This window comes from Pseudomonas sp. R28(2017) (assembly GCF_002112505.1).
GTDB lineage: Bacteria > Pseudomonadota > Gammaproteobacteria > Pseudomonadales > Pseudomonadaceae > Aquipseudomonas.
Genome location: NZ_NEHW01000011.1, coordinates 89825 through 114098, shown reverse-complemented (window position 1 = coordinate 114098; position 24274 = coordinate 89825). Strand labels below are relative to the sequence as shown.

23 protein-coding genes are annotated in these 24274 nt (G+C 64.1%); 11 read left to right on the top strand and 12 right to left on the bottom strand.

The window, feature by feature from the left end; genetic code table 11:
* The first annotated feature begins 13 nt into the window (after window positions 1-13).
* Genes CAF78_RS19595 through CAF78_RS19585 form a run of 3 tightly spaced genes read left to right on the top strand, consistent with a single transcriptional unit; the run spans window position 14 to window position 6131 of the window.
* A complete protein-coding gene (locus CAF78_RS19595) occupies window positions 14-664 on the top strand; it encodes an N-acetyltransferase (RefSeq protein ID WP_085676958.1) in 651 nt (216 codons plus the stop codon).
* A gap of 53 nt (window positions 665-717) precedes the next feature.
* Window positions 718-2460 carry an autotransporter assembly complex family protein gene (locus CAF78_RS19590; RefSeq protein ID WP_085677063.1) on the top strand — a complete coding sequence of 581 codons (1743 nt, stop codon included), beginning with the start codon at window positions 718-720 and terminating at the stop codon, window positions 2458-2460.
* Entirely contained in the window at window positions 2457-6131 is a 3675-nt protein-coding gene (locus CAF78_RS19585) for a translocation/assembly module TamB domain-containing protein (protein WP_085676957.1), read from the top strand. Before CAF78_RS19590 ends, CAF78_RS19585 begins: the two co-directional genes overlap by 4 nt.
* A gap of 5 nt (window positions 6132-6136) precedes the next feature.
* Here CAF78_RS19585 and CAF78_RS19580 read toward each other — a convergent pair whose 3' ends face one another.
* The 4 genes from CAF78_RS19580 to CAF78_RS19565 form a co-directional block, all read right to left on the bottom strand.
* Complete coding sequence (locus CAF78_RS19580) at window positions 6137-6673, bottom strand: DUF2589 domain-containing protein (RefSeq protein WP_085676956.1); 537 nt, start codon at window positions 6671-6673, stop codon at window positions 6137-6139.
* An 83-nt stretch (window positions 6674-6756) separates the two neighbouring features.
* Window positions 6757-7413: a DUF2589 domain-containing protein gene (locus tag CAF78_RS19575; RefSeq protein ID WP_085676955.1), complete on the bottom strand. Its 657-nt coding sequence runs from the start codon at window positions 7411-7413 to the stop codon at window positions 6757-6759.
* Window positions 7414-7476: 63 nt separating this feature from the next.
* The gene (locus tag CAF78_RS19570; RefSeq protein ID WP_085676954.1) at window positions 7477-7857 is read right to left on the bottom strand and encodes a Mor transcription activator family protein; all 381 of its coding nucleotides are present in this window, start codon (window positions 7855-7857) and stop codon (window positions 7477-7479) included.
* 232 nt (window positions 7858-8089) lie between these two features.
* On the bottom strand, window positions 8090-8548 hold the full coding sequence (locus CAF78_RS19565) for a hypothetical protein (protein WP_085676953.1): 459 nt from the start codon (window positions 8546-8548) through the stop codon (window positions 8090-8092).
* A gap of 148 nt (window positions 8549-8696) precedes the next feature.
* Between CAF78_RS19565 and CAF78_RS19560 the strand changes: the two genes are divergently transcribed.
* Window positions 8697-8885, top strand: coding sequence for a hypothetical protein (locus tag CAF78_RS19560; protein ID WP_003248064.1), 189 nt, complete (start codon window positions 8697-8699; stop codon window positions 8883-8885).
* A 35-nt stretch (window positions 8886-8920) separates the two neighbouring features.
* Here CAF78_RS19560 and CAF78_RS19555 read toward each other — a convergent pair whose 3' ends face one another.
* Window positions 8921-9295 carry a fe2+ zn2+ uptake regulation protein gene (locus tag CAF78_RS19555; protein ID WP_085676952.1) on the bottom strand — a complete coding sequence of 125 codons (375 nt, stop codon included), beginning with the start codon at window positions 9293-9295 and terminating at the stop codon, window positions 8921-8923.
* Window positions 9296-9498: 203 nt separating this feature from the next.
* Here CAF78_RS19555 and CAF78_RS19550 point away from each other — a divergent pair, with 203 nt between their 5' ends.
* Entirely contained in the window at window positions 9499-11811 is a 2313-nt protein-coding gene (locus CAF78_RS19550; RefSeq protein ID WP_085676951.1) for an acylase, read from the top strand.
* A 121-nt stretch (window positions 11812-11932) separates the two neighbouring features.
* Here CAF78_RS19550 and CAF78_RS19545 read toward each other — a convergent pair whose 3' ends face one another.
* Window positions 11933-12655, bottom strand: a complete 723-nt coding sequence (locus CAF78_RS19545; protein WP_085676950.1) for a UDP-2,3-diacylglucosamine diphosphatase — start codon at window positions 12653-12655, stop codon at window positions 11933-11935.
* A complete protein-coding gene (locus CAF78_RS19540; protein WP_085676949.1) occupies window positions 12652-13155 on the bottom strand; it encodes a peptidylprolyl isomerase in 504 nt (167 codons plus the stop codon). Before CAF78_RS19540 ends, CAF78_RS19545 begins: the two co-directional genes overlap by 4 nt.
* Window positions 13156-13391: 236 nt before the next feature.
* On the opposite strand from CAF78_RS19540, the gene CAF78_RS19535 reads away from it, so the two are divergent.
* Both CAF78_RS19535 and cysS read left to right on the top strand, forming a co-directional pair.
* The gene (locus CAF78_RS19535) at window positions 13392-15095 is read left to right on the top strand and encodes a glutamine--tRNA ligase/YqeY domain fusion protein (RefSeq protein WP_085676948.1); all 1704 of its coding nucleotides are present in this window, start codon (window positions 13392-13394) and stop codon (window positions 15093-15095) included.
* 9 nt (window positions 15096-15104) lie between these two features.
* Window positions 15105-16487: a cysteine--tRNA ligase gene (gene cysS / locus CAF78_RS19530; RefSeq protein ID WP_085676947.1), complete on the top strand. Its 1383-nt coding sequence runs from the start codon at window positions 15105-15107 to the stop codon at window positions 16485-16487.
* Between the two features lie 113 nt (window positions 16488-16600).
* Here cysS and CAF78_RS19525 read toward each other — a convergent pair whose 3' ends face one another.
* From CAF78_RS19525 to CAF78_RS19505, 5 genes are all read right to left on the bottom strand, one after another.
* Entirely contained in the window at window positions 16601-17992 is a 1392-nt protein-coding gene (locus CAF78_RS19525) for a HAMP domain-containing sensor histidine kinase (RefSeq protein WP_085676946.1), read from the bottom strand.
* Complete coding sequence (locus CAF78_RS19520; protein WP_085677062.1) at window positions 17970-18650, bottom strand: response regulator transcription factor; 681 nt, start codon at window positions 18648-18650, stop codon at window positions 17970-17972. The genes CAF78_RS19525 and CAF78_RS19520 overlap by 23 nt, the downstream gene beginning before the upstream one ends.
* A 145-nt stretch (window positions 18651-18795) precedes the next feature.
* A complete protein-coding gene (locus CAF78_RS19515) occupies window positions 18796-19815 on the bottom strand; it encodes a branched-chain amino acid aminotransferase (protein ID WP_060514178.1) in 1020 nt (339 codons plus the stop codon).
* A gap of 265 nt (window positions 19816-20080) precedes the next feature.
* Window positions 20081-20440, bottom strand: a complete 360-nt coding sequence (locus CAF78_RS19510; RefSeq protein WP_085676945.1) for a hypothetical protein — start codon at window positions 20438-20440, stop codon at window positions 20081-20083.
* Window positions 20437-20814 carry a glyoxalase superfamily protein gene (locus CAF78_RS19505; RefSeq protein WP_085676944.1) on the bottom strand — a complete coding sequence of 126 codons (378 nt, stop codon included), beginning with the start codon at window positions 20812-20814 and terminating at the stop codon, window positions 20437-20439. Before CAF78_RS19505 ends, CAF78_RS19510 begins: the two co-directional genes overlap by 4 nt.
* 271 nt (window positions 20815-21085) lie before the next feature.
* Here CAF78_RS19505 and CAF78_RS19500 point away from each other — a divergent pair, with 271 nt between their 5' ends.
* From CAF78_RS19500 to ureC, 4 genes are read left to right on the top strand one after another with little or no spacing between them, the layout of a single operon-like run.
* The gene (locus CAF78_RS19500) at window positions 21086-21919 is read left to right on the top strand and encodes an urease accessory protein UreD (protein ID WP_085676943.1); all 834 of its coding nucleotides are present in this window, start codon (window positions 21086-21088) and stop codon (window positions 21917-21919) included.
* 9 nt (window positions 21920-21928) lie between these two features.
* Entirely contained in the window at window positions 21929-22231 is a 303-nt protein-coding gene (locus tag CAF78_RS19495) for an urease subunit gamma (protein ID WP_027916767.1), read from the top strand.
* A gap of 19 nt (window positions 22232-22250) precedes the next feature.
* Window positions 22251-22568, top strand: coding sequence for an urease subunit beta (locus tag CAF78_RS19490; RefSeq protein ID WP_085676942.1), 318 nt, complete (start codon window positions 22251-22253; stop codon window positions 22566-22568).
* Window positions 22565-24268 (top strand): urease subunit alpha, encoded by a 1704-nt coding sequence (gene ureC, locus CAF78_RS19485; protein ID WP_085676941.1) that lies wholly within the window; start codon window positions 22565-22567, stop codon window positions 24266-24268. Before CAF78_RS19490 ends, ureC begins: the two co-directional genes overlap by 4 nt.
* The last annotated feature ends 6 nt before the right edge of the window (window positions 24269-24274 follow it).

Genomic DNA, 24274 nt, shown 5'->3' with positions numbered 1-24274 from the left:
AGGACTACCCGCGATGCCCGAAGCCACTGCCGCCCAGGCGCGTATCTGCACCCTCGATGACGGTTACAGCCGTGAGGCACGTTCGCTGTTGTACAACGCCTACCGCAACGAGCCGACCTTCGCCTATATCTTCGAAGCCCAGCGCCCGGGCTACGAGCGCCGGCTGCGGGTGATGGTGCGCGAGTGGGTGCGTCAGCACTTCTATCTGCAGTTGCCGGCCATTGGCCTGTTGCTCGATGACCGCCTGATCGCCCTGGCCCTGATCGTGCCGCCGCAACGCCGCTTGGGTGTGGCCGACAGCTGGGCCTGGCGTTTGCGCATGCTGCTGGGCACCGGCCAGCGCTGCACCCGGCGTTACATGGATTACCAGGCGGCGCTGGCCAGCTGCCTGCCGACCGGGCAGGTGCACATGCTGCCGCTGCTGGGTGTGCATCCGCAGTTTCGTGGCTACCACTACGGCGAACAATTGTTACAAGCTGTTCATGACTGGTGCGCGGAAGACCCCAATACCCAGGGCGTGGTGCTGGACTCTGGCAACGAGCATTACCTGGCCTTTTATGCACGCCAGGGCTACGAAGAGATTGGTGAAGTGGCGGTAGGGCCAATCCGGGAGAGGGTGTTTTTTCATCCCAATCCCGTGTCATCCATGCCATCAATTGCCTGAAGAGGGCCGCCAGGCGCCTCCCTTGAGCGCCTGGCTCTGGTAGCATGCGCCGCATGACGTATTCAGGAAGACTAACCTGGGGCCTGGTTTTCTGGGCCGCCAGTTTCGCAGCATGGGGCCAGAGCGAGTTGCTGGTGAAGGTAAAACCAGCCAACAAGGCGCTCAAGGCCAATGTCGAAGGCTATATCGGTACCTTGGGAGACCGCGATGAAGAAGCGCTGCTGCGTTTCAGTCGCGGGGCCCAGGAGCAGGCGCGCAAGGCCGCGCAGGCACTTGGCTACTATCAGGCGCAGATCGACACCGAGGTCAAGCCGCCTGCCAAGGCCGACCAGCATCCACAACTGATCATCAAGATCGACCCCGGCGAGCCGGTGCGCCTGCGCAATGTGACGGTGCGCATCGAGGGGCCGGCCAGCGAGATGAAAGCCTTTCGCGTGCCTGACAGCAGGGCCCTGCGTGCCGGCGAACAGCTCAACCACGGCCTGTACGAAGACGCCAAGCGGCTGATCCAGAACCAGGCCTCGCGCTATGGCTTCTTCAGTGGCCACTTCACGCGCCAGCGCCTGGCGGTCGACCCGCAGGCAGGCGTGGCGGATATCGAGCTGGTTTACCAGAGCGGTCCGCGCTATCGCCTCGGGGCGGTGAAATTCAGCGGTGACACGCCGCTGGACGAAGACCTGCTGCAACGCATGGTCTCGTTCAAGCCCGGCACGCCTTACGATTCCGAACTGATCGCCGGGCTCAACAACGACCTGCAATCGAGTGGCTATTTCGAAGGGGTGCGGGTCGATGCCGCGCCCACTGCTGCAGTTGGCGAAAACATCCCGGTGGATGTCCAGCTCGACACCCGCAAGCCACGCACCATGGGCCTGGGCCTGGGCTTTTCGACCGACGTCGGCCCGCGTGGCAAGGCCAACTGGACGCGGCACTGGGTCAACCCGCAAGGCCACAGCTATGGCTGGGAAACCGAACTGTCGGCACCGCGGCAAAACGTCGGTTTGTGGTACGACGTACCCCTTGATCCCCCGTTGACCGACAAGCTGCGCTTCGCCGGCGGCTACCAGAACGAGGAAATCGCCGGCACCGACACCCTCAGCAAGCTGCTGACGGTCGGCCCGGAGTGGCACAGCAAGCTGCCCAGCGGCTGGCAGCGGGTGATCTCGCTCAAGTACCAGCGCGAAGAGTATCGCCTGGGCGATGATTCGGGGCTGAGCAAGTTGCTGATGCCAGGCGTGAGTTTTTCCTACCTGCGCAGCGACAACCGCATCGACCCGCACAACGGCTACCGCTTGCAGTTCGACACCCAGGTGGCCAAGGAAGGGCTGATGTCCGATACCAACCTGTTGCATGGCAATGTCCTGCTCAAGGGCCTGACCACCCTCGGCCACAATCATCGCCTCCTCGGGCGGGTGCAGTTCGGCGGCAGTGCCACCAACGGCTACAAGAACAACATCCCGCCGTCGCTGCGCTTCTTCGCCGGCGGCGACCAGAGCGTGCGCGGCTACGACTACCAGACCCTGTCGCCGAAGAACAGTGACGGCGACCGCATCGGTGGCCGCTACCTGGTCGCCGGCAGTGTCGAGTACCAGTACTCGCTGGCCGAGAAATGGCGGGTGGCAACCTTCGTCGACCAGGGCAACGCGTTCAACACCCTGGAGCTGCCCAGCCTCAAGACCGGGGTCGGTATCGGGGTGCGCTGGGTATCGCCGGTAGGGCCGCTGCGCCTGGACCTGGCCAAGGCCCTCGATGACGATGGCGGTATCCGCCTGCACTTTTCCATGGGGCCCGAGCTGTGATGCGTGTGTTGAAATTCATTTTGCTGGGGGTGCTTGGCAGTGTGCTGCTGGTGGCCCTGGCGCTGGGCGTGTTGCTGGGTACCGAAGGCGGCAGCCGCTGGGCACTCGGCCGGGTGCCTGGGTTGGTCATCGATGATTTCCAGGGCCGCCTGGCGGGCACCTGGCAGGCCAGCCGGTTGAGCTGGGTGGACGGTGGCAACCGTGTGCAAGTCGAGGCGCCATTGCTGAGCTGGTCGCCGGCCTGCCTCCTGCGCGCCACGCTGTGCATCGACCAGTTGCATGCCCGGCAGGTCGACATGGCCTTTGCGCCAAGCGAGCAGCCGGCCGACAGCAGCCCGCTGCAACTGCCGGCGTTGCACTTGCCGGTGGCGATCGAAGTCGGCGAGGTCAAGGTGGGGCAATTGCGCCTGGATGGCAGCGATCTGCTTGGCGACCTGCACCTGGCGGCGCACTGGACGGCCGGCGGCCTGCGCATCGACAGCCTGCAGCTGCAGCGTGACGAGTTGCGCGTGGATGTACAGGGCGACCTGCAGCCGGAGGGTGATTGGCCGCTGCAGCTGCAAGGGCAGGTGCAGTTGCCTGCCGTGGAAGGCAAGGCCTGGCAACTGGCGCTCACCGCCAAGGGCGAATTGCAGAAGTCGCTCATCCTCGACGCCACCAGCAGCGGCTACCTCGACGCCCACCTGAGCGGGCAGGTGCAGGCCCTTGCCGAGCATTTGCCGGCAACAGTGCAGATCCGAGCCGATGCCTTCAAGCCAACGGCCTCGTTGCCCGACACGTTGCAGTTCAACCAGCTCGTGCTCAATGCCCAGGGTGACCTGCTCAACGGCTATCAACTGTCGGGCAGTGCCAGCCTGCCGGCGGAGCAGGCACCGATCGCACTGGCGCTGGCCGGCAAGGTGGACGCCAAGGGCGCCAAGCTGGATGCCCTGGACCTGACGGCCAGCGACACCCAGCGCGTCAAGCTGCAGGCCAGTGCGGACTGGCAGCAGGCGCTGAAGGCCGACGCCCAGCTGGACTGGCAGGACTTTCCGTGGCTGCGCCTGTACCCGCTGGAAACGCCGCCGCAGGTTACCCTCAAGCGCTTCAATGCCCAGGTTCAGTACCACGATGGCACTTACCAAGGCACTTTCAACGGTGACCTCGACGGCCCGGCCGGGGCGTTCACCCTGGCCAGCCCGTTCGAGGGTGACCTGGGTCAGGTGCGCTTGCCACAGCTGGCGCTGACCGCCGGGCAGGGCAAGGCGGCGGGCAGCGTCGCGCTGCGCTTCGCCGATACCCTGGCCTGGGACGTCGACCTGCAGTTGTCGGCCCTGGACCCGGCGTACTGGCTCGCCGAGCTGCCCGGTACCCTGGCCGGGCCACTGCGCAGCAAAGGTGAATTGAAAGGCGAGCAGCTCAGCCTGGATGCCCGGCTCGACCTCAAGGGGCGCCTGCGCGGGCAGCCGGCGGTGCTCAAGGTTGAGGCACAGGGGGCCGGGCAGAACTGGACGCTCGGCGCGCTGGCCGTGCAACTGGGCGATAACCGTATCAACGGCAGCGGCAGCCTGCAGCAACGCCTGGCCGGGCGTGTCGACCTCGACCTGCCACGGCTCGGTCAGCTGTGGCCGAGGCTGCAAGGGCAGGCCAAGGGGCGCCTGGACGTCAGCGGCACGCTGAGCGCGCCGCAGGGCAGCCTCACCTTGCAGGGGCTGCAACTGGCGCAGGAGGAAAACCGCATCCAGCGGCTTGATCTGGACGCGCGCCTGGACAGCGCCCAGCGTGGGCTGCTCGAGCTCAAGGCCAATGGCATCCGCCTGGGTGATACGGTACTGGGGACCTTGCAGGCCAATGGCAAGGGCGATATCCGTCAGCAGGCACTGACCCTGGCTCTGGACGGTCCACAACTCAAGCTCGACCTGGGTCTGGATGGTCAGCTGAACAAAGGTGACTGGCGTGGTCGTCTGGCCAGTGGCAGGATCCAGGCCGGGGGCCAGGACTGGCAATTGCAGGCCCCGGCCCGTTTGCAGCGACTGGCCAGTGGCCAAATGGATTTCGGTGCCCACTGCTGGCGCTCCGGCCAGGCCAGCCTGTGCGGCGAGGACCAGCGCCTGGCGCCGGAGCCGCGTCTGCGCTATCACCTCAAGCAGTTCCCGCTGGACAGCCTGGCCCAATGGCTGCCGAAGGACTTTGCCTGGCAGGGCATGCTCAATGCCGACGTTAACCTGGATATCCCGGCCAGCGGGCCGAAAGGCAGCGTTCGTGTCGATGCCAGTGGCGGTACCTTGCGCATTCGCGACAAGGGCCGCTGGATCGACTTCCCTTACCAGGCCCTGCGCCTGGACAGTACCCTGGCGCCACGCCGGGTCGATACGCGCCTGGATTTTCGCGGCGAACGCCTGGGTGAACTGAGCCTGAACACGCGCCTCGATCCACTGGGCAAGAACAAACCGCTGTCGGGCGACTTCCGCCTGGTCGGGCTGGACCTGTCGATCGCCCGTCCTTTCCTGCCGATGGTCGAGCGCCTGGCCGGTCAGTTGAGTGGCAGCGGGCGCTTGTCCGGCACCTTGCTGGCGCCACAGGTCAACGGCAGCCTGATGCTCAGCGGTGGCGAGGTCAGTGGTGCCGAGTTGCCAGTCAGCCTGCAGGACCTGTCGCTGCAGGCCTTGATCGCCGGTGAGCAGGTCCAGCTCAACGGTGGCTGGCGCAGCGGGCAAGCCGGGCGCGGCCAACTCAACGGTCACCTGACCTGGGGCCAGGCCCTGGGCATGGACCTGCGGCTACAGGGCCAGCAGCTGCCCGTGACCGTCGAGCCCTACGCCACACTGGAAGTTGCGCCAGACCTGAACCTGCGCCTGATCGACGACAAACTGGCGGTGACCGGCAAGGTGCTGGTGCCCAAAGGCAAGATCGTCGTGCGCGAGTTGCCACCCTCGACCGTCAAGGTCTCGGACGACACGGTCATCGTCGGCCACCAGACCGAAGCGGGCAAGCCGCCCATGGCGATGGCCATGGACATCGATGTGGTCGTGGGGCAGGACAAGCTGTCGTTCAGCGGCTTCGGCCTGACCGCCAACCTGCTTGGCCATGTGCACATCGGCGACAACATGGACACCCGTGGCGAATTGAGCCTGGCTGATGGTCGCTACCGTGCCTACGGTCAGCGCCTGACCATTCGCCGCGCTCGGCTATTGTTCGCCGGCCCGATCGACCAGCCCTATCTGGATATCGAGGCCATCCGCAAGGTCGACGATGTGATTGCCGGTATCCGCCTGAGTGGCAGTGCCGAGCAGCCGACCACCAACGTGTTCTCGGAGCCGGCCATGAGCCAGGAGCAGGCGTTGTCCTACCTGGTGCTCGGGCGCCCGTTGGGCACTTCCGGTGAGGATAACAACATGCTTGCCGAAGCGGCATTGGGCCTGGGCCTGGCGGGCAGCGCCGGGATCACCGGCAGCCTGGCATCGGGCCTGGGGATCGATGACTTCCAACTCGACACCGAAGGTTCCGGTAACAGCACCAGCGTGGTGGCCAGTGGCAACCTGACCGAGAAGCTCAGCTTGCGTTACGGGGTCGGTGTGTTCGAGCCGGCCAACACCATTGCACTGCGTTACAAACTGAGCAAAAAGGTGTATCTGGAGGCCGCCAGTGGCCTGGCGAGTTCCCTGGACATCTTCTACAAACGTGATTTCTGAGGCTGTCAGCGGACGGTGGCGGCCTCGATGAATTCATTGCTGTCGCTGGGTGGGGGCGCGGGATTGGAACGCACGGGAATGATCATGTTGGTGTACTGCTCGATCAGCCGGTTCAGTGCTTCAGGAGGCTCGCATGCCTGGAACTGCATGCGAATCTGCACTTCGTCAGGGTCCCGCGCTTCACCCTGGCGCCCCTGCGCGCCAATGCAGACCTTGAAGTTCGTAGCGGTGTTCTTCTGCGCATCTGTATTCAAGTCGTGCAACGCATCGGTGCCTTTGACGCGAACCGACAAGTCGACTTGCATGCGTTCAAGTGCCAGCCCCTTGGGGGATACCAGTGCAAAGAGGGGCACCCGCATGACGTGAACGTCGTCCATGGCGACTTCTACCATCTTTGCCTTCATGGGGGCACCCAGCGCCTGATTATCGCAATCGAAAAACTGGTCGAAGAGGTTTATGTACTGTTGTGCGATCAGGCTGTTCGTGGCGGCCGCTGCTTCTTGCAAGCCGCGAGTGATATCGCGCAGGTCAAGCGAGGTCATGGGGGAGGGTGATTTGTTCACTCAAGGGTTCCTCTGTTCCGTAAGGCCCCCCGTCGCTCGCGGCGGGGGTCGTGACGCAGCCCTCAAGGTGCGGGTGAGTTCGGTTGGTTCGAATTGGTGTTACTGCCGTCTTTCAGAACGTCAGCGTCGGAGATCTTGTCGGGGCTCCGCGGTTGTTCACCTTTCAGCATGACCGGTTTGGTATTCGCGCTCACCAGATGATCAATGACTTTCATCAATGCCTCAGGCGGCTCCTGGCGCGCAATCTTGGTGCTGAATTTGTAGCGGGCACGCGTGTCGGTCTTGCGTGTTTGTTCAGAATGGGTGCTGATACTGCCGCTGACACTGACGCTGAAAGGTCCCCAACCCACACTCCCTCCCAGGGTGCCTGACTTGGCGCTGTTACTCTTGTCTTCGGCAAACTGGCTGATGGTCAGTTCGAAATCTACATTACCCTCCATGATCGAGATGTTCGGATGGGTGATGGCGGCCAGCAGCGGCACCTTCATGGTCTTGCTGACAATACCTTGATATTCGCCTTGCTCATCGACGAGTGTTTCGTCGTAATCGAACTGAATGGCGACTGCCTTGCCATCCTGGATACACACTTGCATCAGGAAGTCGGCGTAAGATTTACTGGCGCCTATTTGTGCCTTGATCATGGCCTGCAAGGGGGCTGCAATCATTTTATCCATGGGCAGCGAATTGATGACGGAACCGATAAGGCTGTTATCTATCATGTCTGTATCCTAGCGTTGATAGTGGAGTGTCGATGCAGTTGTTGTTCGCGCTGTACTCAATGACTAGCGAGCGTCATGTTCCTGGCGACGAATGTTGCCAATCTGTCGCAGGCTCAGCCCATACTTGTTGGCGAGCAAACTACGAGACAAACCTTCTGCGCTTTCTTTCTGGATTTGCAGATTGCGTAATTGCCGCAGGAAATGATCCGCCTTGGGAATTTCCAGCGCCACGCCGGCAAAACGCTTGATCAGGGCGTCGAGGGCGTCTGCCGGGAGTACGTCGGCGAGCTTGGTGCGCTCACGGTATTTTGGGATGTACTTGGGCCTGCCGCCGTAGGCGCAGGTCAGCTGGTAGGCGTTTTCAAGGCCGATGCATTCGATCAGGGCTTGCAACGAATGGGGTAACTGGCCGATGTCGATGGATGTGAGGTCTGGCAGTTCCATGTGAGACTTCCTCGCGGTGGATGGGGCGCGATGCCTGTCGTTGGCATGGAGGGATTCTCGGTGAGCGTCGAATGCTGTCGCTAGGCGCCAAGTGGGCTGACAGTTGTAGTTTTGGTGAGCAGGGCTCGCAGGCAAGGGTGTCATGCAATGTAGGACGTTGCCTCAATACTGCCCTGCAGGCCCGATTTCACAGTGGGTCGCTTTTCCACCACGCCGTTGAGTGCCGTACCCCTTATTTGCATGGGTAACTCTTCAACAGGCTTGCACCACCGAGGTAGGCAAGCGCTTGGGTTGCCTGTTCCTGTGGCAAGGTGCGCCAGTCGATGATCAGGCAAAGGCTGTTCAAGGGCTGGTCATCGAGCATGCCGATGACGCTGTCGGGAAAGGTGCGCTTATAGCGGGCAAGGGTGCTGTCGACGGCCTCGACCTGATCCGCTTGCGCCAACGTCTGCCGAGCCAGTTCTGACAGTAGCGTATGGGGGGGCGTGAAGTAGGCGTGCCCGGGCGTGGCGCTCAGGTGCCCGGCAGCGCGGGTTCTTTGCCACAGTTGTTGCCACTGGCTGCTGCCTGCATGGTCGGCCAGCTGGCTACCTAGCTCGAGCAGCTGTTCGGGCGGCGCCTGGCGGGTGTCCAGGGCATGGGTGGCAAGTGACGGGGTGAGCAGCATGATGAACAGCGCTACATTGCGCATGGTGCCTCCAGCAAGGGTTGGGGAAACCCGATGCTTTCAGCTCTTAGGTGCCACGCTAAGCAGGAAATACAGCGCTGCATGTCATGAGCGATGTATGATTGTCGCCGCTCGTTGTGAGCAAATACCCCCGATGTTGAAGGATTTTTCGATGACACACGTGCAGCGCCTCAAATACTCGCTTCTGATCATCCTGGTGGTGCTGGGCCTCATGCTGGGCCTGTCGCATCTGCAGAAGCAAGGCACGATCAGCGAGCAGACCTTTCAGATGCTGGCCATCGCCATTGCCGTGGTCGTGGTCGTGATCAACGGGATTCTGCGGCGCAAGGTCAAACCCTGACGCCTGCCGGCCGGCCATGCCAAGCCGGCCTTCAGTCAGCGCGGCAAGGGCTGCTCGAGCACGGCGCGCGCTTGCGGCTTGAGGCTGTAGCACTTGTCGCTGCCAAGGCTGATCACGCCCTCCGCGCACAGCCGCTTGAGCACTTCGCGCACGCTCAGGAACGACAGCGGGATGTCCAGCTGCTCCAGTTGCGCATGCACACCGCGTACGCCAATGCTGCGCCCGCTGCGGTCGGCGTTGTACAGCGCATCGATCACCTTCAGGCGAATGAGGCTGGTGCGCAGGCCGTAACTGCGCAGCAGCTCGCGAATCTGCTCGTTGCCGGTACGCTCGTCCACGCAGGCGGCCGCTCCGTTGGCCGCCTTGCCTGGGGCGCACCCGGTCTGCAATGAGGGTTGCGGGTTGTACATGTGAATGCTCCTTTTCGTGGACTGTCCCGAAATATGGGTGCCTCACTGATTAGGACGAATGAGCGCGGCAAATCTGCAGCTTCTGCGTGAAAAAAGTTTTCTGCCGGTTTCTCTTAATGACGGTTCACGGCGCCAGTGCGTGTAAAATTTTCATCCAGCCATTCGTCTGATCGGGAATGACCCCCTGAATCCGAGGAGTGCCCGTGTTGCCAATATCGCGTCCCTTGACCTGTGCCAGCCTGGCGGCTGCCCTGGTCGCCTCCAGCGTCGCCGTGCAGGCGCGGGAAACCAGCACTGATGCCAGTGCGCAGATCCGCCGCACCAGTTATGGCGTGCCGCATATCGTTGCAAAGGACGAGCGCGGCCTGGGCTATGGCATTGGTTATGCCTATGCCCAGGACAACCTGTGCCTGCTGGCCAACGAAGTGTTGACGGTCAATGGCGAGCGCTCGCGCTATTTCGGCGCCCAGGGCAAGACGCTCGAGCAACGCGACAACCTGGCCAGCGACCTGTTCTTCACCTGGCTCAACACGCCGGCGGCAGTCGGTGGCTTCATGCAGGCCCAGCCAGCGCAGGTGCGTGCACTGCTGGAGGGTTATGCCAGCGGTTTCAACCGCGCCCTGGCCGAGCGGCGCAGCCAAGGCCTGCCAGCGGAATGTGGCGATGGCCAGTGGCTGCGACCGATCACCAGCCAGGACCTGGTCAAACTGACCCGCCGGCTGTTGGCTGAAGGCGGCGTGGGCCAGTTCGCCGAAGCGCTGGCGGGCGCGCAGCCCCCCAAGCTGGCGGCCCGGCAGGCAGCCCCGGCCTTTGACGTGGCATTGGCCCAGCAGCAACGCTTCGCCTCCGAGCGCGGCAGCAACGCCGTGGCCGTGGGGGCGCAGCGCTCGTCCAATGGCCGTGGCCTGCTGCTGGCCAACCCGCACTTCCCGTGGATGGGCGGGATGCGTTTCTACCAGATGCAGCTGACCATTCCAGGCAAGCTGGACGTGATGGGGGCCGCCTTGCCCGGCCTGCCGGTGGTGAACATCGGCTTCAACCGCCACCTGGCCTGGACCCACACGGTGGATACCTCCAAGCACTTCACCCTGTACCGCCTGCAACTGGACCCCAAGGACCCGACCCGCTACCTGCAGGATGGCAAGTCCGTGCCCATGGCACGGCAGACCGTGAGCGTCACGGTCAAGGCTGCGGATGGCACGCTCAGCCAGGTCGAGCGCCAGGTCTACAGCTCCAGCTTCGGGCCGGTGGTGCAGTGGCCAGGTCGACTGGACTGGGATACCCAGGCGGCCTACAGCCTGCGCGATGCCAACCTGGACAACACGCGCGTGCTGCAGCAGTGGTACCGCATCAACCGTGCCGACAGCCTGGATGCCCTGAAGGGCTCTATCGAGCAACTGCAAGGCATCCCATGGGTCAACACCCTGGCGGTCGATGCCCAAGGCAAGGCGCTGTACCTGAACCAGTCCGTGGTGCCTTATGTCGATCAGCAACTGCTGAGTGACTGCAGCAACCCGGCGGCGCAAGGCCCTCTGGTGGTGCTGGATGGTTCGCGCAGCAGCTGCCAGTGGAAGGTCGATGCGCAAGCCGCACAGCCGGGTATCTTCCCGGCGCGGATGCTGCCGAGCCTGGAACGCAACGACTTTGTGCAGAATTCCAACGACCCGGCCTGGATGGCCAACCCGGCCCAGCCACTGACAGGGTTCTCGCCGTTGATCAGCCGCAGCGACCAGCCGCTGGGCATGCGCGGGCGTTTTGCCCTGGAGCGCTTGCAAGGCAGCGCCAAGCTGGGTGTGGACGACCTGCAGCGCATGGTGCTGGATGACGATGTGTACCTGGCCAGCCTGGTGCTGCCCGACCTGCTGCAGTGGTGCAAAGGCGCCGAGGCGGACCTGCAGGCCGTGTGCGCCAGCCTCGCCGCCTGGAATGGCAAGGCCGACTTGAACAGCGGTATCGGCCTGGTGCATTTCCAGAACATGGTCGAGGCCATGGCCAAGCACCCACAAAGTTGGCGCGTGGCCTTCGACCCGGCCGACCCCCAGCACACCCCGCGGGGTTTGGCGGTAGAACAGGCGGCAGTGCGCAAACTGTTGCGCGAAGCAGCCCTGGCCTCGTTGCAGCAAGTGGCCAAGGCCGGGGTGGAGGAGGGCAGCCGTTGGGGGCAGATCCAGCAGGCCGCCGATGGCACGCCGGTGCCGGGCGGGCCGCAGCAGCTGGGGGTGTACAACGCGATGTTCAGCGTGCCGCACGGGCCGGGCAAGCGCCTGGTGGTCAGCGGTACCAGTTACCTGCAGTTGGTGAGTTTCACCGAGAACGGGCCGCAGGCGCGTGGGCTGCTGGCGTTCTCGCAGTCCAGCGAAGCCGGCTCGGCGCATTTCAGCGACCAGACCAAGGCGTTTTCGGCCAAGCAGCTGGCAGTGATGCCGTTTACCGAGGCGCAGATCAAGGCGGACCCGGAGTATCGACAGTATGTGATCAGTGAGCGGGACAAAGGGGCTGTGGCCAGCAGGCCTTGAAGCGATAGCCTGTTCCGGCCTCTTCGCGGGCACGCCCGCTCCCACAGAAATCGCACCGCTTGTAGCTAGGGTGCAGGCCCTGTGGGAGCGGGCGTGCCCGCGAAGAGCCTGGCTTGGACGTTCAGGAGAACTCGAACGGCTCCAGGGCAAAGCCTTGCCCATCGACCTGCAGGGTCCAGCCGCGCCGGTCCCAATCCCCCAGCACGATGCGCCGTGCCGGTTCGCCCTCCACCACCAGCTTGTGAATCGCCGGCCGGTGGGTATGGCCATGCACCAGCGTGCGCACGCCGTGCGCCGCCATCACCTTCGGTACTTCCTCTGGCGTGACGTCGACGATTTCGGTGGCCTTCATGCGGACCTGAGCACGGCTTTCGCTGCGCAGCTTGCGCGCCAGTTTCTGCCGGGTGGCCAGCGGCAGATGCCGGAGGACCCACAGGCTCACCGGGTTGCGCAAGTAGCGGCGCATCTTCATGTAGCCAACGTCGCGGGTGCACAGGGTGTCGCCATGCATCAGCAAGACCTGCTCACCGCCCAGTTCGATCACGCTCGGGTCGGCCAGCAGCGTGCAGCCGGCGGCCGCGCAGAAGTCCTGGCCGATCAGGAAGTCGCGGTTGCCATGCATCAGGTAGATCGCCGTGCCGCTGTCGCTGAGCTGGCGCAAGGCCTGGCAGATCGACCGCTGGAACGGGGTCATGGCATCGTCGCCGATCCACGCTTCGAAAAAGTCACCGAGGATGTACAACGCCTTGGCGTGACGGGCGCGGCCGTCGAGCAGATCAAGAAACGCCCGGGTGATGTCCGGGCGTTCTTCTTGCAGATGCAGATCGGAGATCAGCAGTATCACTCAATGATCTCGGCTTTCTCGATGATCACGTCGTCTTTCGGCACGTCCTGGTGGCCGGCCTTGGAACCGGTGGCAACCTTTTCGATGGCGTCGACGACCTCACGGCCTTCGATCACTTCGCCGAAAACGGCGTAGCCCCAGCCCTGGGTGTTCTTGCCGCTGTGGTTGAGGAAGTCATTGTTGGAGGCATTGATGAAGAACTGCGCGGAAGCGGAGTGCGGATCCATGGTACGGGCCATGGCGATGGTGTACTTGTCGTTCTTCAGGCCATTGTCGGCTTCGTTCTGGATGCTGGCACGCTTGTCACGCTTTTCGTTCATGCCAGGCTCGAAACCGCCGCCCTGGATCATGAAGCCCTTGATCACGCGGTGGAAGACGACGTTGCTGTAATGGCCGGCCTTGACGTACTCAATGAAGTTGGCCACGGTCAGCGGGGCTTTCTCAGCGTTCAGTTGCAGAACGATGTCGCCGTGGTTGGTGCTCAGTTTGACTTTGGACATGCTGAAATTCGCTCTTTCAAGGCATACAGGAAATAGGCTGCGCAGGGCGCGTGTAGTCACCTGACGCAGGATCGGGCTACCGCGACACATGGCGCACAGCGAACATTTTGCACGGTTCGCGATAAATCGCGCCAGTTTGTCGGTGCCCGGCTGTCAGCAGCTTGACTGCTTCGGCTATGATAGGCCCTTTGATTCAATCGGCCTACCCAGGCCGGACACGTGCATTCAAGGATCCTATGAGCAAGCCCACTGCCGACAACGCGCCCAACGCCGCTGCCAAAGGCGCCCCCGCTGTCCCTGCGAACTTCCTGCGGCCGATCATCCAGGCCGACCTGGACTCGGGCAAGCACAGCAGCATCGTCACCCGTTTCCCGCCGGAGCCCAACGGCTACCTGCACATCGGCCACGCCAAGTCGATCTGTGTCAACTTCGGCCTGGCCAAGGAGTTCGGCGGCGTCTGCCACCTGCGCTTCGACGACACCAACCCGGCCAAGGAAGACCAGGAATACATCGACGCAATCCAGAGCGACGTCAAATGGCTGGGTTTCGACTGGGCCGGTGAGGTGCGTTATGCCTCCAACTACTTCGACCAGCTGCACGACTGGGCCGTTGAACTGATCAAGCGTGGCAAGGCCTATGTCTGCGACCTGACCCCTGATCAGGCCAAGGAATACCGCGGCAGCCTGACCGAGCCTGGCAAGAACAGCCCGTTCCGCGAGCGCGGCGTCGAAGAAAACCTCGACCTGTTCGCGCGCATGAAGGCCGGCGAGTTCAAGGACGGCGAGCGCGTGCTGCGTGCCAAGATCGACATGGCCTCGCCGAACATGAACCTGCGCGACCCGATCCTGTACCGCATCCGCCATGCCCACCACCACCAGACCGGTGACAAGTGGTGCATCTACCCGAACTACGACTTCACCCACGGGCAGTCGGATGCCATCGAAGGCATCACCCACTCGATCTGCACCCTCGAGTTCGAAGGCCACCGCCCGCTGTACGACTGGTTCCTCGACAACCTGCCGGTACCGGCGCACCCGCGCCAGTACGAGTTCAGCCGCCTGAACCTGAACTACACCATCACCTCCAAGCGCAAGCTCAAGCAGCTGGTCGACGAACAGCACGTCAGCGCCTGGGATGACCCGCGCATGTCGACCCTGTCGGGCTTCCGCCGCCGCGGCTACACCCCGGCGTCGATTCGCAACTTCTGCGAAATGATCGGCACCAACCGTTCCGACGGCGTGGTCGACATGTCGATGCTCGAATTCAGCATCCGTGACGACCTCGACCGCACCGCACCACGCGCCATGTGCGTGCTGCGCCCGCTGAAAGTGGTCATCACCAACTACCCGGAAGGCCAGGTCGAGCAGCTCGAACTGCCGCGCCACCCGAAGGAAGACATGGGCGTGCGCGTGCTGCCGTTCGCCCGCGAGCTGTACATCGACCGCGACGACTTCATGGAAGAGCCGCCGAAGGGCTACAAGCGCCTGGAACCCGCCGGTGAAGTGCGCCTGCGCGGCAGCTACGTGATCCGCGCCGACGAGGCGGTCAAGGATGCCGACGGCAACATCGTCGAGCTGCGCTGCTCCTACGACCCGGACACCCTGGGCAAGAACCCGGAAGGCCGCAAGGTCAAGGGTGTGATCCACTGGGTGCCGGCCGAAGGCAGCGTCGAGTGCGAAGTGCGCCTGTACGACCGCCTGTTCCGCTCCGCCAACCCGGAGAAGACCGAAGATGGCGGCAGCTTCCTCGACAACATCAACCCGGATTCGCTGCAAGTGCTGACCGGCTGCCGCGCCGAGCCGTCGCTGGGCCAGGCACAGCCTGAGGACCGCTTCCAGTTCGAGCGCGAAGGCTACTTCTGCGCCGACCTCAAGGACAGCCAGCCGGGTCGCCCGGTGTTCAACCGCACCGTCACCCTGCGTGACTCCTGGGGCAGCTAAGGAATCGCCGTGCTTACCATCTACAACACGCTGAGCAAGACCAAGGAAGCCTTCAAGCCGCTGGATGGCAACAAGGTGCGCATGTACGTGTGCGGCATGACCGTGTACGACTACTGCCACCTTGGCCACGGCCGCAGCATGGTGGCGTTCGACCTGGTGACCCGCTGGCTGCGTAAAAGCGGCTACGACCTGACCTACGTGCGCAACATCACCGACATCGACGACAAGATCATCAACCGCGCCAACGAAAACGGCGAGGCGTTCGACGCCCTGACCGCGCGCATGATCGACGCGATGCACGAAGACGAGCGCCGCCTGAACATCCTCAAGCCGGACCTGGAGCCGCGTGCCACCGACCATATCGCCGGCATGCACGCGATGATCCAGACCCTGATCGACAAGGGCTACGCCTACGCACCAGGCAACGGTGACGTGTACTACCGGGTCGGCAAGTTCGTCGGCTACGGCAAGCTGTCGCGCAAGAAGATCGAAGACCTGCGCATCGGTGCGCGCATCGAGGTCGACGAAGCCAAGCAGGACCCCCTGGACTTCGTGCTGTGGAAAGGCGTCAAGCCGGGCGAGCCGTACTGGGATTCGCCGTGGGGCCCGGGCCGTCCGGGCTGGCACATCGAGTGCTCGGTGATGTCCACCTGCTGCCTGGGCGAGAGCTTCGACATCCACGGTGGCGGCAGCGACCTGGAGTTCCCGCACCACGAGAACGAGATCGCGCAGAGCGAGGCAGCCACCGGCAAGCAGTACGCCAACAGCTGGATGCACTGCGGCATGATCCGTATCAATGGCGAGAAGATGTCCAAGTCGTTGAACAACTTCTTCACCATCCGTGACGTGCTCGACAAGTACCACCCGGAGGTGGTGCGCTACCTGCTGGTGGCCAGCCACTACCGCAGCGCCATCAACTACTCCGAAGACAGCCTGCGCGATGCCAAGGGTGCCCTGGAGCGCTTCTACCACGCCCTGCGGGGCCTGCCGCGGGTGGCTGCCAAAGGTGGCGAAGCGTTCGTCGAGCGCTTCAGCGTGGCGATGAACGACGACTTCGGTACCCCGGAAGCCTGCGCCGTGCTGTTCGACCTGGTGCGCGAGATCAACCGCCTGCGTGACAGCGATGTCGAGGCGGCGGCGGGCCTGGCCGGTCGCCTGCGTGAGCTGGGTGATGTGCTGGGTGTGCTGCAGCTGGAGGCCGATGACTTCCTGCGTGCCGGGGCCGAAGGCAAGGTCGATGCGGCTGAAGTGGAAGCCTTGATCCAGGCGCGCCTGCAGGCGCGTGCGGACAAGAACTGGGCCGAGTCCGACCGCATCCGTGACCAGATCACGGCCATGGGCGTGGTGCTGGAAGACAGCAAGGGCGCGACTACCTGGCGTCTGGCTGACTGATCAAGCAATCGGGGCTGCCTTGCAGCCTTTCGCGGGCAAGCCCGCCCCCACAGCGCATGCATTCACTGTGGGAGCGGGCTTGCCCGCGAAGGGCCGCAAAGCGGCCCCAGTCGTTATCTGGGCAACCCGGCCAACGGGCAGTGCAACACCAGCTTCGCCCCGCCCAGCTCGCTTTCGCCAATCTCCAGCCCGAACCCGTGCAGGTCGACGATCGCCGCAACGATCGACAACCCCAGCCCGAACCCGGAGTGGCGGTGGCCTTCCTCGCTGCGATAGAAGCGCTTCAACACCGCAGCCCGTTCCTCTTCGGGAATGCCCGGCCCGCTGTCTTCTATGGCGATGTGCACGCCCAGCTCATCCTGTGTCGCCCTGATGGCAACGCGGCCGCCTTCGGGCGTGAACTTGATGCCATTGCCCACCAGGTTGGCCAGTGCTTCGAACAGCAGCTCGCGGTCACCGTGCAAGGCTGGCAACTGCGCCGGCTGCTCCAGGTTCAGGCGAATACCGCCATCCTCGGCCAATGGCAGATAGAAGTCGTGCAGTTCCACCAGCAGCTCGTGCGGGTCGAGCTGAACGAAACCAGCCCGACGCTGGCGATCTTCAAGCTCGCTGATGCGCAACAGGCCACGGAAGCGGGCCATCAGTGTGTCGGTCTCGCCAATGGCCTGGTCCAGTGCCTCGGCCTGGGGCGAATCGACGTCGCTTTGCTGGCGGATGCGGTACAGCTGCGCCCGCAGGCGGGTCAGCGGCGTGCGCAGGTCGTGGGCGATGTTGTCGCATACGCCCTTGACCTCGTGCATCAGCCGTTCTATGCGGTCGAGCATGGCATTGACGATATCGGCCAGCATGTCCAGCTCGTCACGGCGTGCCGACAGCGGCAAACGGTGAGTGAGGTCGCCGGCGACGATCAGCTCGGCCTGGGCCTGAATCGCACGAATGCGCTTTAGCGGGCGGCGGCGCAGCAGGTACCAACCGGCAAACCCCGGAATCAGGGTGAGCGAGATACCCCACAGCAACGCATGCAGGATGATGCGGGTGACCACGAACAGCGAGCCGTTGTCGCGGAACAGCACCAGCCAGCGGCCATCCTGCACCTTGATCGCCACGGCATCGCAGCTGTCGCGGGGCATGTGCGGGTCGTCGGCGTCCAGGCAGCGCTTGAGTTCGTGCACCTTGCCGTCCAGGCCAAGGTCCGGCGGGATCGCCCGGATGCGCCCGCCCACCGGGTTGAGCTGGGCGTCGAACAGGCCATAGGCATCGAAGCTGCGCTCTTCGAAGGCCTGGCTGGCGACCAGGGCGTCGTCCAGCTGCTTGCCGCTCATGTGCGCGAACAGGTGCTGGCGCTGCAGCATGGAGTGGCGGGTGAGCTTGTTCAGGTAACTGGAGACCTCGAAGTACAGCACCCCCATGAGGATGCTGCTCCAGGCCACGAACAGAAAGCTGTACAGCGCCAGCAGGCGGCTGGTGGACGAACTCCAGCCCTTAGACGGGTTCAGCAATGGCATAGCCCGAGCCCCGTACCGTACGGATCAGCGGCGACTGGCCGGGGGAGTCGATCTTCTTGCGCAGGCGGCCGATGTGCACGTCGATCAGGTTGGTGCCCGGGTCGAAGTGGTAACCCCAGACTTCCTCGAAGATCATCATCCGCGTGATCACCTGGCCGCTGTGGCGCATCAGGTATTCCAGCAGCTTGTACTCGGTGGGCAGCAGGTTGAGGGTATGTTCGCCGCGGCGGGCCTCGTGGCTGATCAGGTCGAGCTGCAGGTCGGCGACCTGCAGGCGGGTCTGGGTCATGGGCACGCTGTTGCGCCGCAGCAGTACTTCGACCCGTGCCGCCATCTCGTCGGAGGCGAACGGCTTGGTCAGGTAGTCGTCGCCACCGGCACGCAGGCCGCGCACGCGCTCGTCCACGTCGGACAGGGCGCTGATCATCAGGATCGGCGTGGCGATTTTGAGGTTGCGCAGGGTAGTGACGATCGTCAGGCCATCGACCTCGGGCAGCATGCGGTCTACGGTGATCAGGTCGTAACCGCCGGCGATGGCCTTGGCCAGGCCTTCGCGGCCGTTGTCGGCCCAATCCACTTCCAGGCCGTGGCTGGAGAGTTCGGCGACGATTTCCTGGCCGGTGACGGCGTCGTCTTCGATGGTCAGTACGCGTGGCATGCTCGTTCCTGGGCGTCTAATGGAGACTTGATTGTGCCAAAGAATAGCCAAACGGCGATTTAAGAAAAATTCATCTACGCCGGGTAAAACAAAACGGGGCATGCCAGTGTCTGGCATGCCCCGTCGATCAGCATGGCGCGGCGGCTCAGGCGACCTTGACGATCCAGCCGGCAGGCGCTTCGACGTCGCCGCTCTGGATACCGGTCAGCTCGTTGTAGAGCTTCTGGGTGACCGGGCCGACTTTTTCCAGGTCGTGGAACACGTGCAGCTTGCCGTTGTACTCGATGCCACCGATCGGGGTGATCACGGCGGCGGTGCCGCAGGCGCCGGCTTCGATGAAGCGGTCGAGCTTGTTGATCTCGACGTCGCCTTCGATCACGGTCAGGCCCAGGCGCGATTGCGCCAGTTCCATCAGCGACAGGCGGGTGATGCCTGGCAGTACCGAGGCCGATTTCGGGGTGACGAATTCGTTGTTGGCGGTGATGCCGAAGAAGTTGGCCGAACCGACTTCCTCGATCTTGGTGTGGGTCAGCGGATCGAGGTAGATGGCGTCGGCGAAGTTGGCCTTCTTGGCTTCAGCGCCCGGTTGCAGGCTGGCCGCGTAGTTGCCACCGACCTTGGCTGCGCCAGTGCCCTGAGGGGCGGCACGGTCGAAGCTGGAGATCTGGAAGTTGTGCGGCTTCATGCCGCCCTTGAAGTACGAGCCGACCGGGATGGCGAACACCGAGAAGATGAACTCGGGGGCGGTGCGCACGCCGATGTTGTCGCCGGTGCCGATCACGAATGGGCGCAGGTACAGGGCACCCTTGCCGTGCGGTGGGACGAACTTCTCGTTGGCCTTGACCACTTGCTTGCACGCTTCGATGAACACATCGGTCGGCACCTGCGGCATCAGCAGGCGCGCGCAGCTGCGCTGCATGCGGGCGGCGTTCTGGTCGGGGCGGAACAGGTTGATCGAGCCGTCCTTGCAACGGTAGGCCTTGAGGCCTTCGAAGCACTGCTGGCCATAGTGCAGGGCGGTGGAGCCTTCACTGATGTGCAGCACGTTGTCTTCGGTCAGGGTGCCTTTGTCCCACTCACCATTGCGCCATACGGACAGGTAGCGCTTGTCGGTCTTGATGTAGTCGAAACCCAGCTTGTCCCAGTTAATGCTTTCGTTACTCATGACACCCTCGATTGTCTTGCAAACGCCCGATCGCTCGGGTTGCTGTTATATGCGCACCTCGCCACGATAATACAAACCTCGTGGATCGGGAACGGCCAGTCACGAATTGGCCATTATCTGGGACTTCTCGGTTGCCCGGGCCGGCCTCTTCGCGGGCGCGCCCGCTCCCACAGGTACCGCGCAAGTGTTGAGAGCCGCGCCAATCCTGTGGGAGCGGGCGTGCCCGCGAAGAAGCCGGCCCAGGCAGCACAAGGCCCGTCCGGCCTTAGCGTTGCTGCAGGCGCCTGTTCCATTCTCCGGCATGACTGCGACTACAGGCCTCTTCACTGTCGAATCGCACATGCCAGGCGACGTGGTCCAGCTTCACACCGGCTTCATCGAGCGCCTGGGCCGTCAGCGCCAGCATGCGCGCCTTGCCCGTACCAGCCAGCGCCGCTGCTTTTTCGGCCTCGCGCTCGAACACCCAGGTAATGCGCAAACTGGCCGGAAAGTCCTCCGGGTCCAGCCGATGGGTCAACCAGCTGAACCCGACGATCTCCGCCTTGGCGGTTTCGCAGGCATCGGTCAGGCAAGCGACCAGTTCACGCTCCAGGCGGGCCAGTTCGCGTTTGCTCAGGGCTTTCATTGGGCGCTCTCGTCATCGATCTGCTGGCAGAAGCGCAACAGGTTGCCGAACGGGTCGCGAATCTGCATTTGCAAGCCCCAGTCGACCCGTTCGGCCTCGGGACGGGCATAGCCGTACTGCTTGTCCAGCAGTTCGCGCTGCAGTGCCAGCAGGTCTTCGGTACGGGCAAACACGGTCGAGCCTGGGCAGGCATCGCCGTGGTGCTCGCTCAGGTGCAGGATCAGCCCGTCACGGTGGACCTGCGCGTACAGGGGCAGGTCGGGGCTGAAGCGGTGTTCCCAGTCGAGCTGGAAGCCCAGGAAGTCCAGGTAGAACTCCTTGGCCTTGTCTACCGAGAAGATACGCAGGACCGGAATGGCAGGGGCGAGGGGCATGGCGGTTCCTTGGCCTGAGGCAAAACAGAGACTTTAGCGCAGCACCGAAACAGGGCCAAGTGCCGCCCACGCACTGTGCGTGGCCAGCCCATATGCCCCATGCCAGAGCCTTCGCCAGGAAGATTTCATCTGCATTCACCTGCGTAGTTGGCCCGCAACCTGCTATATCCAGCCAGCGAAATTTGATCGAGTGGTCAGCCTGCCAGCATCGCGCTGCATGGCGCCAGTGCCCTTGATCGATCGGCAAGCCACGGAATTCAAGGGCTATAGGATGTTACTGGCAAAGCAGGTGGAACAATCTGAACAAGATGCAGGATGGAGCGCCCACCTGCAGTTGCGCTTCGTCGAGCGCAATGGCGTGACCCGCCTTGGTGCGCGGCGGCATTTCGGCCCGCTTTTGGTGCAGCGCCCCTTTTATCCGGAGGGTGCGCCGTGCCACGTCTATGTACTTCACCCGCCCGGCGGCATCGTCGCCGGCGACCGCCTGGAGCTGGACATCCACCTCGAGCCGGGTAGCCACGCGCTGCTGACCATGCCGGGCGCCAGCAAGTTCTACCGCAGCATCGGCCCCACCGCGCGGCTGGCCCAGCGCTTCCACCTGCAGGCCGGCAGCACCCTGGAATGGCTGCCACAGGACAGCATCTTCTTCAACGGCGCGCGCGCCAGCCTCGACAGCCGCTTCACCCTCGAACCCGGCGCCAGGCTGCTGGCCTGGGAAACCCTGTGCCTGGGCCGGCCAGTGATGCACGAGCGCTTCGAGCAAGGCGCACTGGACAGCCGGTTGTGCATCGAGATGCCCGGCGACCCCGGCCTGCACGAGCGCCTGCGCATCGCAGGCGGGCAACTGGCCAAGGTCGGCGGCCACCCGCTGGTCGCCACCTTCTGCGCAGCGCCTGCGACCCCGGCCGTGCTGGAGCAGGTGCGCGCACTGCTCGATGAACTCGACACCCCCGCAGGCGCGACCTTGCTCGGCTCGCTGCTGGTGATCCGCCTGCTCGATCACGACAACCAACACCTGCAACACACCCTGCAGCGCCTCTGGCATGCCCTGCGCCCGGCCGTTATCGGCCTGGCCGCGTGCCCGCCGCGCATCTGGGCCACTTGAGAGAGCGCCATGGAGCTGACCCCGAGAGAGAAAGACAAACTGCTGCTGTTCACCGCCGCGCTGCTGGCCGAACGGCGCCTGGCCCGTGGCCTGAAGCTCAACTACCCGGAGGCGGTGGCGCTGATCAGCGCTGCGGTGCTCGAAGGCGCCCGCGATGGCCGCACGGTGGCCGAGCTGATGAGCCTGGGCCGCGAAGTGATCGGCCGCGAGCAGGTCATGGAGGGCGTCGCCGAGATGCTGCATGACGTGCAGGTCGAGGCGACCTTCCCCGACGGCACCAAGCTGGTGACCGTACACGACCCTATCGTCTGACCTGGCGCAGGAGCCCAGCATGATCCCAGGTGAAATTCAGGTCGCCGCTGGCGACATCGAACTCAACGTCGGCCGTGACACGGTCAGCGTCAGCGTGGCCAACCATGGCGACCGGCCGGTGCAGGTCGGTTCGCACTACCACTTCTACGAGGTCAACGAGGCGCTGGTGTTCGAGCGTGAACCGGCCCGGGGTTTTCGCCTCGATATCCCCGCCGGTACCGCCGTGCGCTTCGAGCCGGGGCAGTCGCGCACCGTGCAGCTGGTGGCCTATGCCGGCAAGCGTGAAGTGCATGGCTTCCAGGGCAAGGTGATGGGTGCGCTGGAGGGCAGGGCATGAGCCGTATTTCCCGTCGGGCCTACGCCGACATGTTCGGCCCCACCGTCGGCGACCGCGTGCGCCTGGCCGATACCGCGCTGTGGGTGGAGGTCGAGAAGGACTTCACGATCTACGGCGAAGAGGTCAAGTTCGGTGGCGGCAAGGTCATCCGCGACGGCATGGGCCAGGGTCAGATGCTCGCCGCCGAGGCCATGGACCTGGTGCTGACCAATGCCCTGATCATCGACCACTGGGGCATCGTCAAGGCCGATATCGGCGTCAAGCACGGGCGCATCGCGGTCATCGGCAAGGCCGGCAACCCCGATGTGCAACCGGGCGTGAACGTGCCGGTCGGCCCCGGCACCGAAGTGATCGCTGCCGAGGGCAAGATCGTCACCGCCGGTGGCATCGATTCGCACATCCACTTCATCTGCCCGCAGCAGGTAGAAGAGGCGCTGACCAGCGGCGTCACCACCTTCATTGGTGGCGGCACCGGGCCAGCCACCGGCACCAATGCCACCACCTGCACCCCAGGGCCCTGGTACCTGGCGCGGATGCTCCAGGCCGCCGATTGCCTGCCGATCAACATCGGCCTGCTGGGCAAGGGAAACGCCTCGCGTCCCGAAGCGCTGCGCGAGCAGATTGCCGCCGGCGCCGTGGGCCTCAAGCTGCACGAGGATTGGGGCTCGACCCCGGCCGCCATCGATTGCTGCCTGGGCGTGGCCGAAGAGATGGACATCCAGGTGGCGATCCATACCGACACCTTGAACGAGTCGGGCTGCATCGAAGACACCCTGGCGGCCATCGGTGACCGCACCATCCACACCTTCCATACCGAAGGGGCTGGCGGTGGCCACGCACCGGACATCATCCGTGCGGCAGGGCAGGCCAACGTGTTGCCGTCCTCGACCAACCCGACCCTGCCTTACACGGTCAACACCGTCGACGAGCACCTGGACATGCTCATGGTCTGCCACCATCTGGACCCGAGCATTGCCGAGGACGTGGCCTTCGCCGAGTCACGCATCCGCCGCGAGACCATCGCCGCCGAGGACATCCTCCACGACATGGGCGCCTTCGCCATGACCTCGTCCGACTCCCAGGCCATGGGCCGGGTCGGCGAAGTGGTGCTGCGCACCTGGCAGGTGGCGCACCAGATGAAGCTGCGCCGTGGCCCGCTGGCGCCGGACACCGGCTACAGCGACAACTTCCGGGTCAAGCGCTACATCGCCAAGTACACCATCAACCCGGCGCTGACCCACGGCATCGCCCATGAAGTCGGTTCGGTGGAGGTGGGCAAGCTGGCCGACCTGGTGCTGTGGTCGCCGGCCTTCTTCGCGGTGAAACCGGCCCTGGTGATCAAGGGCGGGATGATCGCCACCGCGCCAATGGGCGACATCAATGGCTCGATCCCGACCCCGCAGCCAGTGCACTACCGGCCCATGTTCGGCGCCATGGGCGCGGCCCGTCACGCCACGCGCATGACCTTCCTGCCCCAGGCCGCCATGGACCGTGGCCTGCACCAGGAACTGGGGCTGCAGAGCCTGATCGGCGTCGCCCATGGCTGCCGCCGGGTGCGCAAGGCCGACATGGTCCACAACACCTTGCAGCCGGTGATCGAAGTCGATTCGCAGACCTACCAGGTGCGCGCCGACGGCGAGTTGCTGGTGTGCGAGCCGGCCAGCGAACTGCCGCTGGCCCAGCGTTATTTCCTGTTCTGAAGGAGT

Bases quoted from the DNA above. Each gene is read 5' to 3' on its own strand.
- CAF78_RS19565 (WP_085676953.1), bottom strand. From the start codon at position 8,548: ATGCGCAATGTAGCGCTGTTCATCATGCTGCTCACCCCGTCACTTGCC.
- CAF78_RS19570 (WP_085676954.1), bottom strand. From the start codon at position 7,857: ATGGAACTGCCAGACCTCACATCCATCGACATCGGCCAGTTACCCCAT.
- CAF78_RS19500 (WP_085676943.1), top strand. From the start codon at position 21,086: ATGTTACTGGCAAAGCAGGTGGAACAATCTGAACAAGATGCAGGATGG.
- CAF78_RS19495 (WP_027916767.1), top strand. From the start codon at position 21,929: ATGGAGCTGACCCCGAGAGAGAAAGACAAACTGCTGCTGTTCACCGCC.
- CAF78_RS19540 (WP_085676949.1), bottom strand. From the start codon at position 13,155: ATGTCCAAAGTCAAACTGAGCACCAACCACGGCGACATCGTTCTGCAA.
- CAF78_RS19515 (WP_060514178.1), bottom strand. From the start codon at position 19,815: ATGAGTAACGAAAGCATTAACTGGGACAAGCTGGGTTTCGACTACATC.
- CAF78_RS19505 (WP_085676944.1), bottom strand. From the start codon at position 20,814: ATGCCCCTCGCCCCTGCCATTCCGGTCCTGCGTATCTTCTCGGTAGAC.
- CAF78_RS19535 (WP_085676948.1), top strand. From the start codon at position 13,392: ATGAGCAAGCCCACTGCCGACAACGCGCCCAACGCCGCTGCCAAAGGC.
- CAF78_RS19555 (WP_085676952.1), bottom strand. From the start codon at position 9,295: ATGTACAACCCGCAACCCTCATTGCAGACCGGGTGCGCCCCAGGCAAG.
- CAF78_RS19510 (WP_085676945.1), bottom strand. From the start codon at position 20,440: ATGAAAGCCCTGAGCAAACGCGAACTGGCCCGCCTGGAGCGTGAACTG.
- CAF78_RS19520 (WP_085677062.1), bottom strand. From the start codon at position 18,650: ATGCCACGCGTACTGACCATCGAAGACGACGCCGTCACCGGCCAGGAA.
- CAF78_RS19580 (WP_085676956.1), bottom strand. From the start codon at position 6,673: ATGACCTCGCTTGACCTGCGCGATATCACTCGCGGCTTGCAAGAAGCA.
- CAF78_RS19525 (WP_085676946.1), bottom strand. From the start codon at position 17,992: ATGCCATTGCTGAACCCGTCTAAGGGCTGGAGTTCGTCCACCAGCCGC.
- CAF78_RS19590 (WP_085677063.1), top strand. From the start codon at position 718: ATGACGTATTCAGGAAGACTAACCTGGGGCCTGGTTTTCTGGGCCGCC.
- CAF78_RS19575 (WP_085676955.1), bottom strand. From the start codon at position 7,413: ATGATAGATAACAGCCTTATCGGTTCCGTCATCAATTCGCTGCCCATG.
- CAF78_RS19560 (WP_003248064.1), top strand. From the start codon at position 8,697: ATGACACACGTGCAGCGCCTCAAATACTCGCTTCTGATCATCCTGGTG.
- ureC (WP_085676941.1), top strand. From the start codon at position 22,565: ATGAGCCGTATTTCCCGTCGGGCCTACGCCGACATGTTCGGCCCCACC.
- CAF78_RS19490 (WP_085676942.1), top strand. From the start codon at position 22,251: ATGATCCCAGGTGAAATTCAGGTCGCCGCTGGCGACATCGAACTCAAC.
- CAF78_RS19595 (WP_085676958.1), top strand. From the start codon at position 14: ATGCCCGAAGCCACTGCCGCCCAGGCGCGTATCTGCACCCTCGATGAC.